The sequence below is a fragment of the Nostoc sp. 2RC genome (assembly GCF_014222165.1).
Classification (GTDB): Bacteria; Cyanobacteriota; Cyanobacteriia; order Cyanobacteriales; family Nostocaceae; genus Nostoc; species Nostoc linckia.
On record NZ_JACKZU010000152.1, the window covers coordinates 1 to 18,425 of the forward strand.

At 41.5% G+C, this 18,425-nt stretch carries 10 protein-coding genes; 7 read left to right on the forward strand and 3 right to left on the reverse strand.

Features of this window, described 5'->3' with window-relative positions; all coding sequences use genetic code 11:
* The first annotated feature begins 606 nt into the window (after positions 1-606).
* From GNE10_RS17930 to GNE10_RS17955, 6 genes are all read left to right on the forward strand, one after another.
* On the forward strand, positions 607-951 hold the full coding sequence (locus tag GNE10_RS17930; RefSeq protein ID WP_185566345.1) for a hypothetical protein: 345 nt from the start codon (positions 607-609) through the stop codon (positions 949-951).
* 549 nt (positions 952-1,500) lie between these two features.
* Positions 1,501-1,737, forward strand: a complete 237-nt coding sequence (locus tag GNE10_RS17935) for a hypothetical protein (protein ID WP_099071745.1) — start codon at positions 1,501-1,503, stop codon at positions 1,735-1,737.
* A gap of 650 nt (positions 1,738-2,387) precedes the next feature.
* Positions 2,388-6,518, forward strand: a complete 4,131-nt coding sequence (locus GNE10_RS17940) for a PAS domain S-box protein (protein WP_311774821.1) — start codon at positions 2,388-2,390, stop codon at positions 6,516-6,518.
* Positions 6,515-7,471, forward strand: coding sequence for a PleD family two-component system response regulator (locus GNE10_RS17945; RefSeq protein ID WP_185566346.1), 957 nt, complete (start codon positions 6,515-6,517; stop codon positions 7,469-7,471). Before GNE10_RS17940 ends, GNE10_RS17945 begins: the two co-directional genes overlap by 4 nt.
* Before the next feature lie 451 nt (positions 7,472-7,922).
* On the forward strand, positions 7,923-9,764 hold the full coding sequence (locus GNE10_RS17950; RefSeq protein ID WP_185566347.1) for a ShlB/FhaC/HecB family hemolysin secretion/activation protein: 1,842 nt from the start codon (positions 7,923-7,925) through the stop codon (positions 9,762-9,764).
* Positions 9,765-10,561: 797 nt separating this feature from the next.
* Complete coding sequence (locus tag GNE10_RS17955; protein ID WP_185566348.1) at positions 10,562-13,198, forward strand: EAL domain-containing protein; 2,637 nt, start codon at positions 10,562-10,564, stop codon at positions 13,196-13,198.
* 259 nt (positions 13,199-13,457) lie between these two features.
* Here GNE10_RS17955 and GNE10_RS17960 read toward each other — a convergent pair whose 3' ends face one another.
* From GNE10_RS17960 to GNE10_RS17970, 3 genes are all read right to left on the reverse strand, one after another.
* Entirely contained in the window at positions 13,458-14,096 is a 639-nt protein-coding gene (locus GNE10_RS17960; RefSeq protein WP_185566349.1) for a ThiF family adenylyltransferase, read from the reverse strand.
* A gap of 122 nt (positions 14,097-14,218) precedes the next feature.
* Complete coding sequence (locus GNE10_RS17965) at positions 14,219-15,049, reverse strand: hypothetical protein (RefSeq protein WP_185566350.1); 831 nt, start codon at positions 15,047-15,049, stop codon at positions 14,219-14,221.
* Between the two features lie 638 nt (positions 15,050-15,687).
* Positions 15,688-16,824 (reverse strand): precorrin-8X methylmutase, encoded by a 1,137-nt coding sequence (locus GNE10_RS17970; protein WP_185566351.1) that lies wholly within the window; start codon positions 16,822-16,824, stop codon positions 15,688-15,690.
* Positions 16,825-17,075: 251 nt separating this feature from the next.
* On the opposite strand from GNE10_RS17970, the gene GNE10_RS17975 reads away from it, so the two are divergent.
* On the forward strand, positions 17,076-18,425 hold a 1,350-nt coding region (locus GNE10_RS17975), incomplete at its 3' end, for a heavy metal translocating P-type ATPase (protein ID WP_185566352.1).

Genomic DNA, 18,425 nt, shown 5'->3' on the forward strand with positions numbered 1-18,425 from the left:
GGGAAAGGGGAAAAGGGAAAGGGGAAAGGGGGAAAGGTTTGGTATTTTCCCTTTCTCCAATGAAGATGCATCACTTTGACCACAAGAGTGCAAAAACGAATCACCACCTTTTTATCCAAGCACTAAAAGTGCTGAGTCTTTTAAGTCACAACAAGTGAGAGCAGAAGAATCTGGTAGCCGTCTTCACCTGCAAAATTCCATCAATTTAATTTCTAGTTAATTTTTTGAATTTATCCAGATATTTTATTAAATAATTATTAAAATTATATATAATCCTGAATTTTATGCCTGAAACTCATTAATAACAGGTCTAACAATTAGATCTAATTTAGCACTCTCGGCTTGCAAGTGCTAAATTGTCACTAAAATTTAATAATCAAAACTTGAGGAGTGATTCATCCGAATTATCCAGTTAATTTTTGTGCGAATGATTAATCAATCAGGTAGTTTAACTAGCTCCCTAAAGGCATTTTGAGTTAGGATTTTTCTTTTCATACCTACGACATAGACACAAATCGCACTTTTTTAAGATGGCTTGGGTGTTTATCAGACATTATTTTAAGAATACAAATTTCACTGTAGTAATTAAAAACTGGGAGGATTGCTATGAAATACACTTTTGATATTGTAGGAGTATCTCCACTTTTACAGTTTTTTAATCAACAACAACAAATTTGGCAACAACCATCACGCCAAGGCGTGGAATATTTGGGAATGCACAACTGTACGCTAGATACATTTCTCAAATCTATAGAATCAGTTCCAACACAACGTGGTTGGAATATGGATAGAGTTGTAGATACAGTGATTCAGTTTTGGGTAAATAACTCAGATAGCATTCGTTATTGGAAAGCATCTTTAACTAATGCTGGGAAAGATAATTTATTAGTCACAAGGTTGGCTGATATAACCGCTTTACAAGCTGAATTTGAATCCCTATTAGATAAATAAGTGTAGTAGCCCTAATTTAGCTAATTCCACTTTTCAAAAGGATGGTGTTTGGTTTTGATTGTTGACTGTTAACTGTGAACCGTCAACAGTCAACGCATTAACTGGAATAACTTATTTTTTGGAGTTCTTAATTTTGGGATTTATTTGATATTTGACTACTGATACAGATTCTACTTACGTGTATCGATTTGCAAAATTATTTTTTGAAATCAGTAGTATCACTACTTGGGGAGTAGGCTCAAAAGTGCGCCCCACAAGAATTAATTGGGTATTTTTTATTTTGAAGTACGTACAGTTTGCTTATTAATACTCTTTTTGGGTTTTTGTTTGAGGATTGTTTAATTCTAGAAACTCTTGTAAATTAAAGCTTTTAAGTACATAAATACCTGAAATTTGAAACTTTGTTTGTTTTAAATATTGCTCTCAGTATTGACAATTTATAAATAATCGAATAACAAGGTGGCAGCAGCTTAAAAAAAAAGCGTTAGTGCATTCCTACCTAGAAGCTAATTAACGCCCTTCATGAAACTTCATACGGAAAACATAATTATGTCAGAAAATACTGAATATCAAGCTTCCAAGTCAGGAAATCAGAGTATTGCTTACAAAGAGCGCCTAAATTCTTGGGCGATCGCTCGTTTACTTCCTGATACACAACGCGAAATTGTTGCTCGTTTCCGCAGTCGTTCTGATGCCGATGGTTACATACAACACCTGCGTCAGGAGATTCCAAACGCTTCTTTCGTAGTTGTGTTTGATTGTCAACGCGAAGCAGCTGTGATTTAAATTACAGATTGTTTTTAAACTTTTGGATGGAGGTTTCCTCCATCCGATAAATCTTAGTTTTTCTGGGTGCATTCTCTGTTTTGGAAATGGGGTTGGGTGTTGGCTGATGAGTGATGAGTAATGACTGATGACTACTTAATAAGTTTTAGGACTTACGCAACGCCGATATTGTCATTGCGACCGAAACCGAGTGTAGGGAAGCAATCCCAACTTCAGGGGAGATTACGAGGAAGAATATTCTGTTTGAGAGTAACGTGAGTATAACAAGCGATCAGAGACAAAAATACTGGCTAAAATGTCACAACCCTAGACTATAATCCAGGCTTCGCTTCAAAATTCTGGAATTACAGCATTTTTCATCTAATCCCCCATAGAAGCGTACAGCTAGCTGTGCAACGCTACAAGGCGGTCTATTGACTTCAAAATTGCTGTAACCAACAAACAACACAAGGGAACAGCTAGACAAGGTACACGCTTAACATTCAACAGTCATCAGTCAACATTCATCAGTCATCAATCAAGTTTTCCCTCAAAATATAACTACTTTACTTGCAAAAAATTCGGTAATTGCCCCCTTGCCATCGATATTTTAGATTACTTAAAAGTGAAAGTTAGCACAAAAAGCCCTGAAAGTGCTGGAGGGTTAATAAGTGGTCAAACAGCACCAACGTAATTGGTTCAAAGCTGTCAAATTTTGCCGCAAACGAAAATTCCTAGCACTTTTGCTAGGGATTTTAGTCTCAATTTGCGTAATATTACTCTGGCAAAAACTCTCGCTACCAATTACGGGGTCATTAACACAATTGATGATGATTGTTGGATTATCTGTTGCTGGGTTATTGGTTACCAGCACAGTGACATTATCAATTTATTTTGTTCTGATAATGAGAGCGACTAATCGCCAGATAACAGCAATAAATCAGGAGTTAGTCCATCGGATTTTTGAACAAAAACAGATGGAAATTACCCTCCGTGAAAGTGAAAATCGTCTGCGGCAGCTGTTAGAAACGGTCAAAGTTATTCCTTGGGAATTAGACCTAAAAACTTGGCGATTTATCTACGTGGGGCCGCAAGCAGTAGACTTACTAAATTATCCAATAGCCGAGTGGTACGAGGAAAATTTTTGGATTAATCATCTACATCCACATGACTGGGAAAAAACCTTTAATTTATGTCAACAAGCAAGTAATAGGTGCGAAAATCAGGAATTAGAATACCGGATGTTGGCAGCCGATGGGCGAGTTATTTGGCTGCGATGCATTTTTAGCGTAGTTCAGGAAGCCGGAACCCCTACGATGCTGAGGGGGTTTATGTTTGACATTAGTGATTTAAAACTGGTTGAAGAAACCTTGAGACTGAGGGAAAGGGCACTTGCAGCTACTAATAATGGAATTATTATTACTGATGCCAGACTGGCATTTAATCCAGTTATTTATGTTAACCGAGCTTTTGAGCAGATAACGGGTTACAGTACTACTGATGTAATTGGACAAAACTGTCGATTTTTGCAAGGGCCAGATACCGAACAATCGGCACTTGATGAACTGCGGTTATCTATTAAAGCGGGAAAAAGTTGCAAAGTGGTTCTCCGCAACTATCGCAAAGATGGTGTGTTGTTTTGGAATGAATTGAGTATTTCTCCTATTCATGATGAAAATGGTAAGTTAAGTCACTTCATTGGCATTCAAACAGACATCAGCCATCGCAAACTTGCCGAAGTCCATCTGCGTCATCAAGCCCTCACCTTTGAAAACATCCATGATGGGGTGATGATCGCGGATTTAACAGGAAGTATCCTTGACTGGAATCCTGCGGCTGAAAGTATGTTTGGCTACACTAAAGCCGAGGTGTTGGGTAAAACTCCAACTATTTTATACAAACCCGAAGTAGTGGCAACATTAACCACTGAAGTTCTACAAACAGTTACTCAACACGGACGTTGGTCGGGAGAAATAAATTTTATTCGCAAAGACGGTAGCCAGGGAATTTGCGAAACAACTGTAGCATCTTTACAGGATGAACAAGGACAAATTGTTGCCACTATTAGCGTCAATCACGACATTACCGAAAACAAAAGAGCCAAAGAAGCACTGCAAAGGCAATTACATCGCACTTTATTACTCGAACAAATTACCCAAGAAATTCGCCAAAGTCTAGATACAAGTAAAATCTTTCAGACGGCTGCTACTCAAATTGGCAAAGCATTTCGAGTCGATCGCTGTTTAATTCATTCCTATATTAATGAACCCATACCCCGAATTCCCCTAGTCGCAGAGTATAACCTTCTCCCTGATTACTGCTCGATATTCAACTTAGAAGTATTGATAAATAACAATCTGCATACCGAGCAGATGATGTCACAAGAAAGTGCCATCCCTTCTCCAGATGTTTACCTCGATCCTTTATTCCAAGGAGCTGAGCTTACCTGCCGAGAAATTGGGCTAAAATCCATGCTTTCAGTCCGCACTTCTTACCAAGGAGAACCGAATGGTGCTATAATCTGCCACCAATGTAGCCATTTTCGCCAGTGGACACAAGATGAAATTGAATTATTAGAAGCAGTGGCAGCTCAGTTGGGTATCGCCTTGGCGCAAGCTCACTTACTCGAACAAGAAACCCGCCAACGTGAAGAACTCACTTTAAAAAACTTTGCCTTGGAGCGAGCAAAACGTCAGGCAGAAGCCGCAAATCTGGCAAAAAGCGAATTTTTGGCAATGATGAGCCACGAAATTCGTACCCCTATGAATGCTGTGATTGCCATGACAAGCTTATTGCTGGATACTGAATTGACGCCACAGCAGCAAGATTTCGTGGAAACAGTCCGCAGTAGTGGAGATGCTTTACTCACCATCATCAACGATATTTTAGATTTTTCCAAAATTGAGTCGGGCAAACTCGAATTAGAAGAACAGCCCTTTGATTTGAGAACTTGTGTCGAACAGGCTATATATTTATTAGCTCCGAAAGCCGCCCAAAAAGATATCGAATTAGCTTATTTCATCGAGCCGCAAGTTCCCACCCACATCATCGGCGATTTAACTCGTCTGCGCCAAGTCTTAATGAACCTGCTCAACAATGCCATCAAGTTTACTGAACATGGAGAAGTAGTACTTTTTGTGGGATTGGGGACTGGGAATCGGGAGATGGGGGAGACAAGGGAGACAAGGAGAATAAATCCGAGTCTCAACAGTCAACAATCAACAATCCAAATTCAATTTGCCATTAAAGATACAGGTATTGGCATTGCACCAGAAAAAATAGAACGATTATTTCAACCCTTTACTCAGGCTGATGTCTCCATGACTCGGCGATATGGCGGTACTGGATTGGGATTGGTCATCAGTAAGCGCCTCAGTCAGATGATGGGGGGCACTCTTTGGGTAGAAAGCCAGGGATTTGTTGGTGGCAATCCCGGTTCTATGTGGGAAAGTAAAAAATCATCCTCTTCCCCAGGTTGTACATTTTACTTCACCATTAAAGCCCAGGTAGCTCCTGTCAAAGAACAAGCTGAATTTAGCAATTTGTTAGTACAGCTGGCTGGTAAGCGGCTATTGGTTGTGGATGACAACCTCACTAACCGCACAATTGTCAGCTTGCAAGCAGAGTCTTGGCAGATGCAAACTTATGCTGCCAAATCTGGTAAAGAAGCTTTAGCTCAACTTGCTTGGGGAGCGCAGTTTGACATTGCCATTTTGGATATGCAGATGCCAGAAATGGATGGGTTAACCTTGGCTCGTCAAATTCGCAAGCAATCTGGCTGTGAAAATCTGCCTTTGGTAATGTTGAACCCTTTGGGTAAAGTAGGAACTTCCCTGGATTTTGGTGATGTGCAGTTTGCTGCTTCTTTGAGCAAACCAATTAAACAGTCTCAACTTTATGATGTTTTTACCCGTGTTTTGGTCAATCAGCCGACTCCAGCCAGTATTTCTCCTTCTCATTTTTCCTCCGTCGATCCGCATTTAGCATATAAATTGCCCCTGCGGATTCTGTTAGCAGAAGATACACTGGTCAACCAGAAAGTTGCTTTACTGATGCTGCAAAAAATGAGTTATCAGGCAGATGTAGTAACTAATGGGCTAGAAGTATTGAAGGCGCTGGAAAAACAGACCTATGATGTAGTGTTGATGGATGTCCACATGCCTGAAATGGATGGCTTGGAAACAACTCGCAGAATTTATCAACAATGGGAAGTTGGTTTTCGTCCCTATATTATTGCCATCACTGCCAACGCCATGCGGGGCGATCGCGAAGCTTGTTTAGCTGCTGGTATGAATGACTACATTAGTAAACCAGTTCAAATCGAAGAACTCGCCCAAGCACTCAGCAAATGTCCACCGCAAAGAACTAACCAAAATCCAATGATGTCCTGGCGATCGCCACCACCAGGTAATATACTCCAGGAAAAACAAGACAAAACATGTAATAGCGTTAAAATTGATGCCAAAGTTATTGCTTCTTTACGAAAAATCCTCAGAGGAGATAGTGCGGCATTTGCCGAATTGATCGAGTGTTATCTGACAGAAGCTCCGAAACTGGTGGAAAATATCAGCACAGCCATCGCTACTCAAGATGCCCAAACTCTATGGAAGACAGCGCACCAACTCAAATCCAGCAGTGCTTCTGTGGGAGCCATGACCCTGGCGCAAGTTTGCAAGCAATTAGAAGCACAAGGACGCAGTAACAAATTCCAAAGCAGCCTAGAGGTAATATCACACCTACATCAAGAATATGAACAAGTTAAAACTGATTTAAAAAAAGAACTTGCCAAGGAAGGACAATGAAAGCCAACCCTCAAGAAAGCAAATCATTAGTTTTAATCGTTGATGATGAACCATTTATCCGCATGATTTTACGCAATTTCTTGGAGCGGGAAGCATATCAAATAGTCGAAGCTCAAAATGGCATAGAGGCTTTGACTATGTATAATCAACTTCACCCAGACATTATACTCCTCGATGCCATCATGCCCGATATGGATGGGTTTGAGTGTTGCACTCAGTTGCAAATTCTTGGCTGTAGCAAGCACACTCCAGTATTAATGATTACAGGACTTGAGGATGAAGAATCAGTCGATCGGGCATTTGAAGTGGGGGCCATAGACTATATAACCAAACCGATTCACTGGCCAGTTTTGCGACAACGGGTAAAACGGTTAATTCAACAATCTCAGTTACAACAAAAACTCGAAGCTGTGAATCTGGAATTGCAGCGATTAGTGACTATCGATGCATTAACTGAAGTTGCAAACCGCAGGGGTTTTGAGGAGTATTTTTACCAAGAATGGCAGCGCATGAAACGGGAACAACACCCACTTTCTCTGATTCTTTGCGATGTTGATTTTTTCAAATCATACAACGACACTTATGGTCATCGAGCAGGCGATCGCTGTCTAATCGAAATTGCTCAAGCCATTAAAGATATTGTCAAACGTCCTGGAGATTTGGTAGCTCGTTATGGTGGCGAAGAGTTTGCTGTAATTTTACCCAACACAGACACCGAAGGGGTGACCTATGTTGCCGAAAAAATTTGCGATGCTATCCGGAAATTGGCAATTCCTCATCAGAATTCACAAGTTAGTCCCTATGTAACCATGAGTGCTGGGTTTACCACAGTCATTCCTCAAGCAAATTCTGACTTGGAAGAAATGATTGCCGCAGCAGACCGCGCATTGTATCAAGCAAAAACAGCAGGACGCGATCGCTTTGTGCAAAATATCTTAGCTACCCAAAAATGAACTGCCCGCACAAAACGCAGATGAATTTGCATTAGAGCATCCACAGATTACCATTTCCTGCCGTAACAATCAACTTTCTTCGGGAGAGGTAACTCTTAACGGGCAACTCTTAACGGTTCGTCCGTTCCCTCTCCCCACTAAGACGGTTTGAGTCCCCCGCCTACAGGCGAAAAGTCTTGGTGCTTGCTCAAATCCACCACCACAGACAGTCACCGTTCCCTATTCCCTGTTCCCTGTTCCCCGTTAATTTAGCTTTTCAATTGTAATTTTCAAATATTAACTTTATTTGTAAAAGATGAAGTAACATTCACATCTGTAACAATCCCCGTATAATTTCATAATTGCGACTCAAAAATAGTCCAGTGTGATGATTCATAAATATACCTTTAAAATCTTATTAAGAAACAAATTATACAATTATTTTGGGTGGGCGTCTCGCCCGCCCGTAATCATGGATAGGCAAGATGCTTACTCTACAACAATAAATAATAGTATATTTTTTGATTCACAAGTACTTAATATCCCAAAAATCTGTGTATTACCACTGAGCTTAATTGTATTTATAGTTAGCCTACCTTCCACACCCGCAAAAGCTCAGGTTACAAATACAACACAGCTACCAAATAACAATTCCCTCTTCTCGCAACAAATCCCACCACCACAGGATGTCCAACCACCTGTAACTCCACCACCTTCTTCACCGGAAGTACCACAGGAACTTCCCACACCAGCAGAACTATTTCCCTCCTCGACTCCAATTCTCACACCTGAGCAACCAATTCCTAACAAGTTTCCTCAAACTATTGTGGTTGAAAGGTTTGAAGTTATTGGTAGCACAGTTTTCTCTGCTCAAGAGTTAGCTGAAGTCACTGCTGAATTTACTCAACGACCGATTTCCCTCACCGAAGTCTATCAAGCACGCTCGAAAATAACTGAGCTATACGTCAAAAATGGTTACATTACCTCTGGTGCCTATATTCCACCCCAAACAATCAAATCCGGTGTGGTACAAATTCAGGTGGTGGAAGGTAAATTAGAAGACATTCAAATAACTGGTACTCGGCGGTTAAACCCTAATTATATCCGCAGCCGACTAGCACTAGCTACATCACCTCCTCTAAATCGGCAACGCTTGTTGGAAGCATTACAACTTTTGCGGCTTAATCCTTTGATTAAAAACTTGTCTGCTGAACTTTCTGCGGGGTCGCGCGCGGGTGTGAGTTTGTTAGAAGTCAAAATTGACGAAGCAAAAACCTTTAGTAGTCAAATAGCTCTAGATAATGGGCGATCGCCTAGTGTAGGTAGTTTCCGACGCCGATTACAATTGAACGAAGCTAATTTATTGGGATTGGGAGATAGTCTAGGTATAGCTTACGCTAATACCGATGGTAGTAACTCCTTTGACGCCAGCTACACCTTACCGCTCAATGCCCGCAACGGCACCCTTGCCTTCAACTATGGCATCACATCAAGCAATGTCATTGAACCTCCTTTCAAAATTTTAGATATTGAATCTGATTCTCGTTATTACGAACTGACTTTTCGGCAGCCAATAGTTCAAACTCCCACACGAGAATTAGCCATTGGATTAACAGCTTCCCGACGGGAAAGTGATATTTCGTCTTTTTTGCAGAGAGAAGGAGTACCCGCATCGGAAATTTCACCCGGAGCTGATGAACAGGGACGCACTAGAGTATCTGCATTACGATTTTTTCAAGAATTCACTTCTCGTAACAGCCGTGAAGTTATCGCCCTCCGCTCTCAATTTAACTTGGGCATTGGTGCGTTGGATGCCACGATTAATCAAAATCCTCCCGATAGCCGTTTTTTTGCTTGGCAAGGACAAGCCCAGTGGGCACGTCTTTTAGCTCCTGAAACCTTACTATTATTGCGTTTAAATACACAATTAACATCCAAAAGACTTTTGCCCATAGAACAATTTGGCTTGGGCGGACAAGATAGCATTCGGGGCTATCGTCAGGATTTTTTGTTAACAGATAATGGGGCTTTTGTTTCCGCTGAAGTGCAAATACCGATTCTGCGTTTATCCGAGATAGACAGTACTTTGCAGGTCATTCCCTTTGTTGATTTTGGTGTTGGTTGGAACAGCTCTGGCAGAGAGAATCCCGACCCGAATACCCTAGCGGCCGTTGGTTTGGGTTTGCGTTGGTCGCAAGGTTCACGCTTGAGCATTCGTCTTGATTGGGGGATTCCTTTAGTATTTGTTGAATCCGGCGATCGCACATTACAAGAAAATGGTTTGTATTTTAGCTTACTCTATAATCCTTTTTAAATTATCGAACAGAATAAAGGCGTCAGTCGTCAGAATTCAGTATGAATTGGAGTCCGACTGACGGATAGCCGAGCGTAAAGCCTGCGGTATGGCAACTCTTAGAGAATCCTCAAGCGTCGCATCTTGATTTGGAATTCTGAATTCTGCATTCTTCTTCAATTTATTTTCTAGAAATAAAATAAAGATTTGTTGCTTTATGAGAATTATTTAAAAAAAACAATGCGACAAATACATCCTCCCAAATCTTTGTTCTGTCTGACTTTCTTAATATGTGAATTTTGTATTTTGAATTTGTATTACACTGTGGATTTTTCGTAATTTCAACATTACTTAAAAATAAAAATCCGCAAATATACCAAGTATATAATTCTGTATTTTATTTTATTTTGGGTATCCTAAATGAGGAAAGGTTAGACGATATAGAGCAAGGGAAAAAGTTAATAAATGATGCATGAATTGAGAAAAAAGCTAGAACTTATACGGCAAAAACTAAGCTATAACGCATTTAATTTGCATATCTTTTGACGTTGACAGTTGACAGTTAACCGTCAACAAACTTAACAAACAAGCGTAAAATTGAAAAGCCCAATAGCTTAGTTAAAAAATTTAGCTTCTCATTGCAGAAGATAAATTCTCAAGAGAAAAGATGTTGGGAATATCATATAAATTTTGTAATCAAAAGATAGCGATAAATTTAATTGAGTAAAATTCCCAAAAGCAGAACTGAAAAATCTCAGCTTCTGGGAAGATGATTTTTCAGACTAAGACACAAAGATATGAGAATTTGAGGAAGAATCATGCTAGGAAATGAGCGGGAAAAAATACGCCATCTGTTGGTCATCCAAGACCTACAGGGACGGCGAACTGTCCCCTTAAGAGAGGCTACTTATTCTCTAGGACGGCATTCCGCGAATACCATTGTCCTAGCGTCTCGGTCAGTATCAATGCAACATGCTATTTTATTGCGAGTAACTGTACCAGAAACTGAACAATATGGCTTTCAGATTATTGATGGAAACTATAAGGGAAAAGCAAGTACCAATGGGTTATTTGTGAATGGCGAGAGATGTTATTCTCACAACCTCAAGCATGGAGATGTCATCGCTTTTGGCAGTAATCAAGCTCAAGCTAAATATTATGCTATTTCCAATCTTTCTGAACAAGCATTTTCGGAATCTTCTGAGATTGAAGATTTATCTGGTTTTTTATCAGAGCAAGCCGAACCTGCCAATCCCTTTCAAACCTTGGCTGTCGATCCCACCTTTGAAGCAGCGAGTGAAGCTGCTCTTGCTCGCCTTGCATCTTTCCCAGAACTCATTCCCAATCCAATTATCGAGATGGATTTAGAGGGAACAGTAACTTATCTCAATCCAGCCGCAACTCTCAAGTTTCCTAAACTCAGGGAAACTGGGATGCAACACCCAATTTTACAAGGACTGTTGAGTGCAGTTAAAAATTTAGAAACAAATTCATTTATGCGGGAAGTGGAAGTAGGTACAGAAATTTTTGAACAATCGGTTCTCTATCTTCGTGAAAGTGATTTAATTAGAACTTTTATTGCCAGGGATATTACAGAGCAAAAACAAGCTACAGCTGAACTACGCCAGCGCGATCGCTTGCTGCAAGCGGTTGCCGAAGCTGCAAATTATTTGCTGGGCGAAATGAACTACGAAACAGGTATTGAGAAAGCTATAGCTGTTTTGGGCGAAGCCGCCAAAGTCGATCGCGCTTATCTATTTCAAAATCATCCCCATCCAGCTACAGGAGAAATAGCAGTTAGCTTGCGGTTTGAATGGACATGCTCTTTTATCCAACCTACTTACGATTCTTGGCAAAATCAGCCTTATCAAGCTTGTGGATTAACCCGCTGGTACGATGTTCTTTACAGTGGTCAGTCAATTAGCGGACTCACCCGGACATTCCCCATTGCCGAACAAGAATTGTTGATTCGAGACAAGGTTCTATCCCTGCTTTTAGTACCTCTGCGGTTAGAGAACGAGTTTTGGGGTTACCTTGGTTTAGCAGACTGCACCTATGAACGTCATTGGTCGAGGCACGAAGAATCCACTTTGTTGACAATGGCTGCCAGTATTACAGGTGCGCGGCAACGCCAGCAAGTAGAAGAAAAGATTCGCTATCAAGCCCTCCATGATATGCTCACAGGGTTACCCAATCGTCTACTCTTTGACGAAATGCTCAACAAAGCCCTGCCCAACGCCAGTCGCAAGGGCGAAAGTTTAGCTGTAATCTTCCTCGACTTAGATCGCTTTAAGGTGATTAATGACACACTTGGGCACACACTGGGAGACAAGTTATTAAAAGAAGTCGCCCAAAGATTAAACGATTCCCTCAGAAAGGGAGACACCGTAGCCCGTTGGGGAGGCGATGAATTCATAATCTTACTCCCACGAGTGAATAATATCGAAGAAGTCACCCAAGTAGCCGAGAGAATTTTACAAACCTTAGAAAAGGCCTTTCATCTCCAAGGGCATGAACTTTATATCAGTGCCAGCCTTGGTATTGCCTTGCTTGATAGCAATAGTCCCAATGCTGAAACACTAATCCAGCACGCCGATACCGCTTTGTATCATGCTAAAGACAAAGGACGAAATAACTACCAATTCTACAGCGTTTCTTTGAGTGCCAAGAATCCCGAACTCCTAACTTTAGAGAAAAGCTTGCGCTATGCCCTAGAACGCAAAGAATTTTCTTTGTACTATCAACCTCGTGTAAGCATTGCCACAGGGGAAATTACTGGAATGGAGGCTTTATTGCGTTGGCAGCACCCAGACATGGGATTGGTCGCCCCCAGTGTTTTCATTCCCCTAGCCGAACAAAGTGGATTAATTGTCCCCATCGGCGAATGGGTACTGCGGACAGCCTGTAAGCAGAATAAAGCTTGGCAAGATGCAGGATTACCACCACTGATGATGGCTGTTAATCTTTCCCTCAAACAGTTTCGGCAACCGCAATTAGTAGAAACTGTAGCTAAAATTCTCCAACAAACAGGGCTAGAACCTCACTTTTTAGAGTTAGAAATTACTGAAACCACAGCCATTGAAGATTTAGAATTCACCCGCACCGTACTACAAGATTTACAGCAAATGGGCGTTCACCTCTCCATTGATGATTTTGGCACTGGTCATTCTTCACTCTCCCGCCTACAGCTTTTACCACTCCACAATTTGAAAATCGATAAGTCTTTTATTCAAGATTTGACACACGATGTCAAAGTCGCTCATATTATCAAAGCTATAGTTAGCTTGGGGCGGAGTTTGGGATTGAGGCTCACAGCCGAAGGTGTAGAAAACCAAGAAGAATTGGAATTTTTGAGGTCTATCCATTGCGAGGATGTACAAGGTTTTCTATTCTACCGACCACTTTCTGCCCAGAAAGCAACAGAAATCCTCGAAAGTAAACGACCAACGGTCTAGGATTAGTAAAATGGGGGAAAAGGGATTTGTGACAATACTGCTGGCTTTGTGCATTTTCAACTCGGAATTTGGTTTTGGGAAAAGGTGAGCCAGCGCGGTCTTGGGGGTTTCCCCCATGAGCGACTGGCGAACCCCGAAGGGGTTAAAGGGTAAAGGGTAAAGGTTTTTTCTTTCCCCTTTCCCTTTACCCTTTTTCCCTTAACGTCCCCGCGTCAGTCTTAATGACAAGTCTTCAACTATATTTGGGAGCGATCGCCATCTATAAAAATAAAGATTGGACGCTCAAATCCTTCAAGGTAATCGTGAAGTTACGTTGTTCTGCTGTGGCAATAAATGAGATAATGGTTTCGCATACTACAGCTACAGTTAATATTACTAAGTTTCGCGCCAAGGGATAATCACAAACATCATCATTGACCTCAGAAGGAACGCGATAAAATTCATTCCAAATCACTTCTGCATAATCAGCTGCTAGTCCAGCATGAAGACAAGGAATGCTAAATTTATCAGCATAATCTTTGAGTATTTGACGTGCCACACTATTGTCAAAAACATCAATAATTAATTGGCTATCTTGGAGTAATTGATTTACATTTGCCGGAGTCAATTCTTTTGTTTTGGCATCAACTTTAGTACCAATTGCTCGATATAAATTGTTTGCCAAGATTTTTGCTTTGAATGCTCCGACATCAGAACGATAGTAAGGCTGGGTCGAAAGATTGCGTTCCTCAATGCGATCGCGATCGATTACCGTCAGTTTGTCAAAACCACACCGAGTCAAGTTTTCCGCAATATTCGCTCCCAATGCTCCCGCCCCACAAATAGTTACAGGATAGTTTTTCAACTTTGCCATCACGGCATTGCTGCGGTAAAGTTGTTCGTGAAAAAAGATAGTCATTTGATTTTGAATTTTAGATTTGGGATTTTAGATTAGGTATTAAACCTGTTTTTCGTTTACCGCTTACAGTCGTCAACAACCAACACAAAAAATGTGCAACTTCAATGGGTGATAGCTTATGGCTACTGTTGTTGTTCGATGACGCCAACCAAAGATTGCAAATCAAAGTCGCCATCGTATCCACTTAAGCAGATACCAGAACTAATTACAGTCAAATCAGTTTTGGCGATCGCACTACTGTGGCGAACGCCATCAGCCGTTGTCCAATCCACTGTCCAGTAGTCGCCACGATCTTGGAATTGCTTTAATTCACCGCCACCCATATGCAATGCTTTTTTCAGTCGCTTTTCATCCTGTTGGGGTTGGTGGAAGCCATCAATTTGTGCAGTTGCTAATTCATACACTGTGCGAATTTCTGGGGTTACGCCTTTGAAGTGCAATTCTCCAACCGGAACGAGTTGCTTAACCGCCGATTGCAGAGTTTCAACAATAATCGGATCGGTACGGCGATCAATTTCCTCAAACCAGCATGAATGACCGTTCCAACGGGCGATGATTTGGTCAAAGGTCGTACCTTCGGTTACTAGATGAATGGCCATCGGTTTCACCACCTGTAAGCGTTGGCGCACATCTGCTTCATTTACAGGGTATGCTAACCAAGTTTGTCCCCGCAGTTGGCGTACTAACCGCAGTCGGATTTGGGGAAAGTGTTGCAAGTATTCTGCAATTTGAGGTAAATCCGCCTCTTCCACAACTGTGGCTGTCTTCTCATCCACAGGCTGAAAAATACCCCAACCTTCAAATTTACTAGGCTTTGGTCTGAAGGTGTAGACCATCCCTGCTACTCGCGTGCGAACTCGTCCACCTTTTACACAAGGTGCAAGAAACTGCGTGTTACACAACTGTGCTTCTACGTTAGCAATTTCGTTAATTAGCTTAAATATGTTAGTCATAAGTAATATTAATTATAGGACTTACGCAACTGGCATATTATTTTAAGTTTGTAGTAAGGACTTCAGTCCTTATTAGAGGACTAAAGTCCTTACTACAAGCAAAAAAAAATGATTTTTTGTGACACTTGCGTAAGTCCTGAATCGGTATAACTTTCTTAATCAGAAATTACGAATTAATTTGCGTGCAAGTCGGTGGAGCATTGCGTTTTCTCAGTTACTAGAGGGACTCCGCTGGTGAGTTATTACACACTCTTTTAAAGATGGCTACTTTCAAGCCCACTTTCCAGGTTCTTCGCACTCCCCGTTTACAAACGCCCACTGCATTTGACAGTGTTACCTTCCTCTCGTACTAGTATGTAGGCTCACACAAGTTAGGGCACGCAGGATATTCATATATTACATTATACTACAAAATATTACCACTCTTTGGGCAAAATTATATTTGGCATTTGCTAACAAGTTCAATCTTTGAACTAGGGATTAGGAGGATTATCGATGGGGATTGAAATCTTCAGAGAAATTCCGTTGTATAGGACTCATATTTGATTTGCAGAAAAAACTCAGTACACCCCTAAATTCCTTTTTTCCTGTTCCCTGTTCCCTGTTCCCTCCCTACACAAATATGTTCATTAATCAAATCAGATTCCTATAGATTGACTTAGATAACAATGACAATCTGGTTTATCAATTAGTGATTCCACCAAAGCATTCAAGGCAGTTGCAGCTAAAGCGCCACCTCCTAAAGTTCCTTCGACTGTAATATAAGGTATTGGTTGTTGCATTAATTGTCGCTTAGCTGCGGGAGCGTGGCTAAAGCCGATGGGCATTGCAATTACCAGTGCAGGCTGAATTTTTGGATTGGTGTAGTCCGTCTGAGATATGGCGAGGGAAATTTCTAGCAGTACTGAGGGTGCATAACCAACTACCAGCACGCAACCTGGAGTTACTTGTTGCAATTTTTGACGCCATTCTTGGTGTTGCCAAAAGGCGAGTTCTGCCTCTGTGGCAGTGGTAATGTGGGGATTATCAATTAAAGTTTCAACGCGACATCCCAAGTGAGATAATCGAGTTCGATCCAAAGCAGCAGCAACAGTTTGAGTATCGACAACAATTTGACAGCTGTCAGATAAAGCTTTGCGACTAGCTGCGATCGCATCTCGACTCAATTTGACAAAAGATACCAAACTGACATCGCCACAAGCCAAAACCAACTGCGAAATTAAGTGTCGTTCAATTTCCGAACGTTCTGATAAATCGGGTAATAAGCGTTGCAATGATTCCGAAAAAGCCTCTGAGTGTGTATGAATTTGGGCATCCAAACCACTCCATAATTTTGCCAGTCCTCCCAATCCGGCTTGGGTTTCCACATCTAGTAACTTCAGTTGTGCGAGGACTTCCGCCTGGATAATTTGACAATGGCGATCGCGTCCCAATAATCCTTCTAATGCTGATGCAGTTTGTCGCAGTTGGGAAATTTGTTGTATTACGGCTCGATATTGCTGTTGCAGTTGCAACATCAAATTTTGATTTGTATCCGCCTCTGGTTCCACGTCTAAAATGTGGCGGATATGATTTAGCTGAAATCCTTGTTGCTTGAGTGCGACAATGCGCTGCAAACGCACCACATCTTTTTGGGTGTAGAGACGATAATTACTTGGCGATCGTACCGGTTGCGGTAACAGCCCCAATTGATGATAATGCCGCACCATACGCGGAGTCAAACCACCACCAACCGCTTCAGTAAGTTCCTTAATAGTCAAACAACCAGCATTCATAATTTACTCCAACAACCGCAAAATTCTTTGTAATTCTCCACAAGCCGACTGAAGAGATGGTGGTGCATTTTCATCCAAGCCTTGATAACACTTTCTTTTCAAAAACCGTCCCAGAACACAAATAAACATCTAACTTCGCGTACCTCTGCGCTTCCCTCAGCGCTCCTTTGCGTTTCAAAATCATTATAGAGCTTGACATTAACATTAATGTCAAGGTTTAGCCTGAGAAAGTCCCTCTTAATTCACCTCTTATGCTTTACGCACAGCGTTTTACCCAATTCACCAGAGAACACGCAGATATGTTAGCAGCCCTAGTTTGTGGGCTACTGTTATTTCTAGGATGGTTTGCCTTGCATCTGGGTGCTTTGGAAATAGCGCTGCTGTTGCTACCTGCTGCTTATGTCATTGGTGGTTACGAAAGTGCGCGGGAGGGACTGACTACTCTTTTCAAACAAAAAGAACTTGATGTTGATTTACTGATGATTGTCGCGGCCATTGGGGCTGCTAGTTTGGGCTTATGGCGGCGAGAATATCATTTAATTATTGATGGGGCAATTTTAATTCTTATCTTTGCCATCAGTGGCGCACTGGAAGGTTACGCCATGCAGCGAACTGAACGAAGTATTCGCAGTTTGATGAGTTTGACACCAGATACAGCAAGGGTTTTGCTTCAGGGAAGGGAAGAGGAAGTTTCCATCAGTCAGCTAAAAGTTGGCGATGAAATTGTTGTTAAACCCGGAGAGTTAATTCCCACAGATGGAATTATCGTGTCTGGTTACAGTACCATCAATCAAGCTGCAATTACAGGCGAGTCTTTACCTGTAGAAAAAACAGTCGGTGCAGAAGTTTTTGCTGGTACACTCAACGGCTATGGTGCATTGCAAATTAAAGTCCACAAACCAGCCCAAAGTAGTTTGATTGTGCGGGTGATTCGTTTAGTGGAACAGGCAAAGACACAAGCCCCGCCTTCCCAAGAATTTATCGATCGCTTTGAAAAAGGATATGCCAAAGTCATTGTAGTAAGTGGGATATTACTAGCAACTTTACCGCCATTTCTCTGGGGTTGGGATTGGGAAATCACCATTTATCGCGCCCTTACCTTTTTAGTGGTAGCTTCTCCCTGCGCCTTGATGGCTGCAATTATGCCCACCCTACTTTCCGGAATTGCCAATGGTGCAAGACAAGGGATTTTATTTAAGAATGGCGCACAATTAGAGAAAATTGGCAAAGTCCGAGCGATCGCATTTGATAAAACTGGTACTCTCACCATAGGACAGGTGCAAGTATTCCAAGTGATTACAAATAGTAAATACACACAAACAGATGTATTAAAAGCTGCGGCAAGTATCGAATCCTCCTCGGAACATCCCATTGGTAAGGCAATTGTAGAAGCCGCTACTGATTTGAATTGGGTTGGTGCAGTGGGGGTACAAGCTATACCTGGACAAGGAATTATAGGAATCGTCAAAGAACAACAGGTAATTGTTGGCAATGCCACTTTTTTACAGCAGTATGTAACAAATTTACCAGAAGAATTGCAACAAATGGCTCAATGTTTGGAGCAAGAAGGTAAAACCGTGGTTTGGGTAGCAGGGGAAGAG

Coding starts and splice junctions, on each gene's coding strand:
- GNE10_RS17960 (WP_185566349.1), bottom strand. CDS start 14,096: ATGACTATCTTTTTTCACGAACAACTTTACCGCAGCAATGCCGTGATG.
- GNE10_RS17965 (WP_185566350.1), bottom strand. CDS start 15,049: ATGACTAACATATTTAAGCTAATTAACGAAATTGCTAACGTAGAAGCA.
- GNE10_RS17950 (WP_185566347.1), top strand. CDS start 7,923: ATGGATAGGCAAGATGCTTACTCTACAACAATAAATAATAGTATATTT.
- GNE10_RS17970 (WP_185566351.1), bottom strand. CDS start 16,824: ATGAATGCTGGTTGTTTGACTATTAAGGAACTTACTGAAGCGGTTGGT.
- GNE10_RS17945 (WP_185566346.1), top strand. CDS start 6,515: ATGAAAGCCAACCCTCAAGAAAGCAAATCATTAGTTTTAATCGTTGAT.
- GNE10_RS17935 (WP_099071745.1), top strand. CDS start 1,501: ATGTCAGAAAATACTGAATATCAAGCTTCCAAGTCAGGAAATCAGAGT.
- GNE10_RS17955 (WP_185566348.1), top strand. CDS start 10,562: ATGCTAGGAAATGAGCGGGAAAAAATACGCCATCTGTTGGTCATCCAA.
- GNE10_RS17930 (WP_185566345.1), top strand. CDS start 607: ATGAAATACACTTTTGATATTGTAGGAGTATCTCCACTTTTACAGTTT.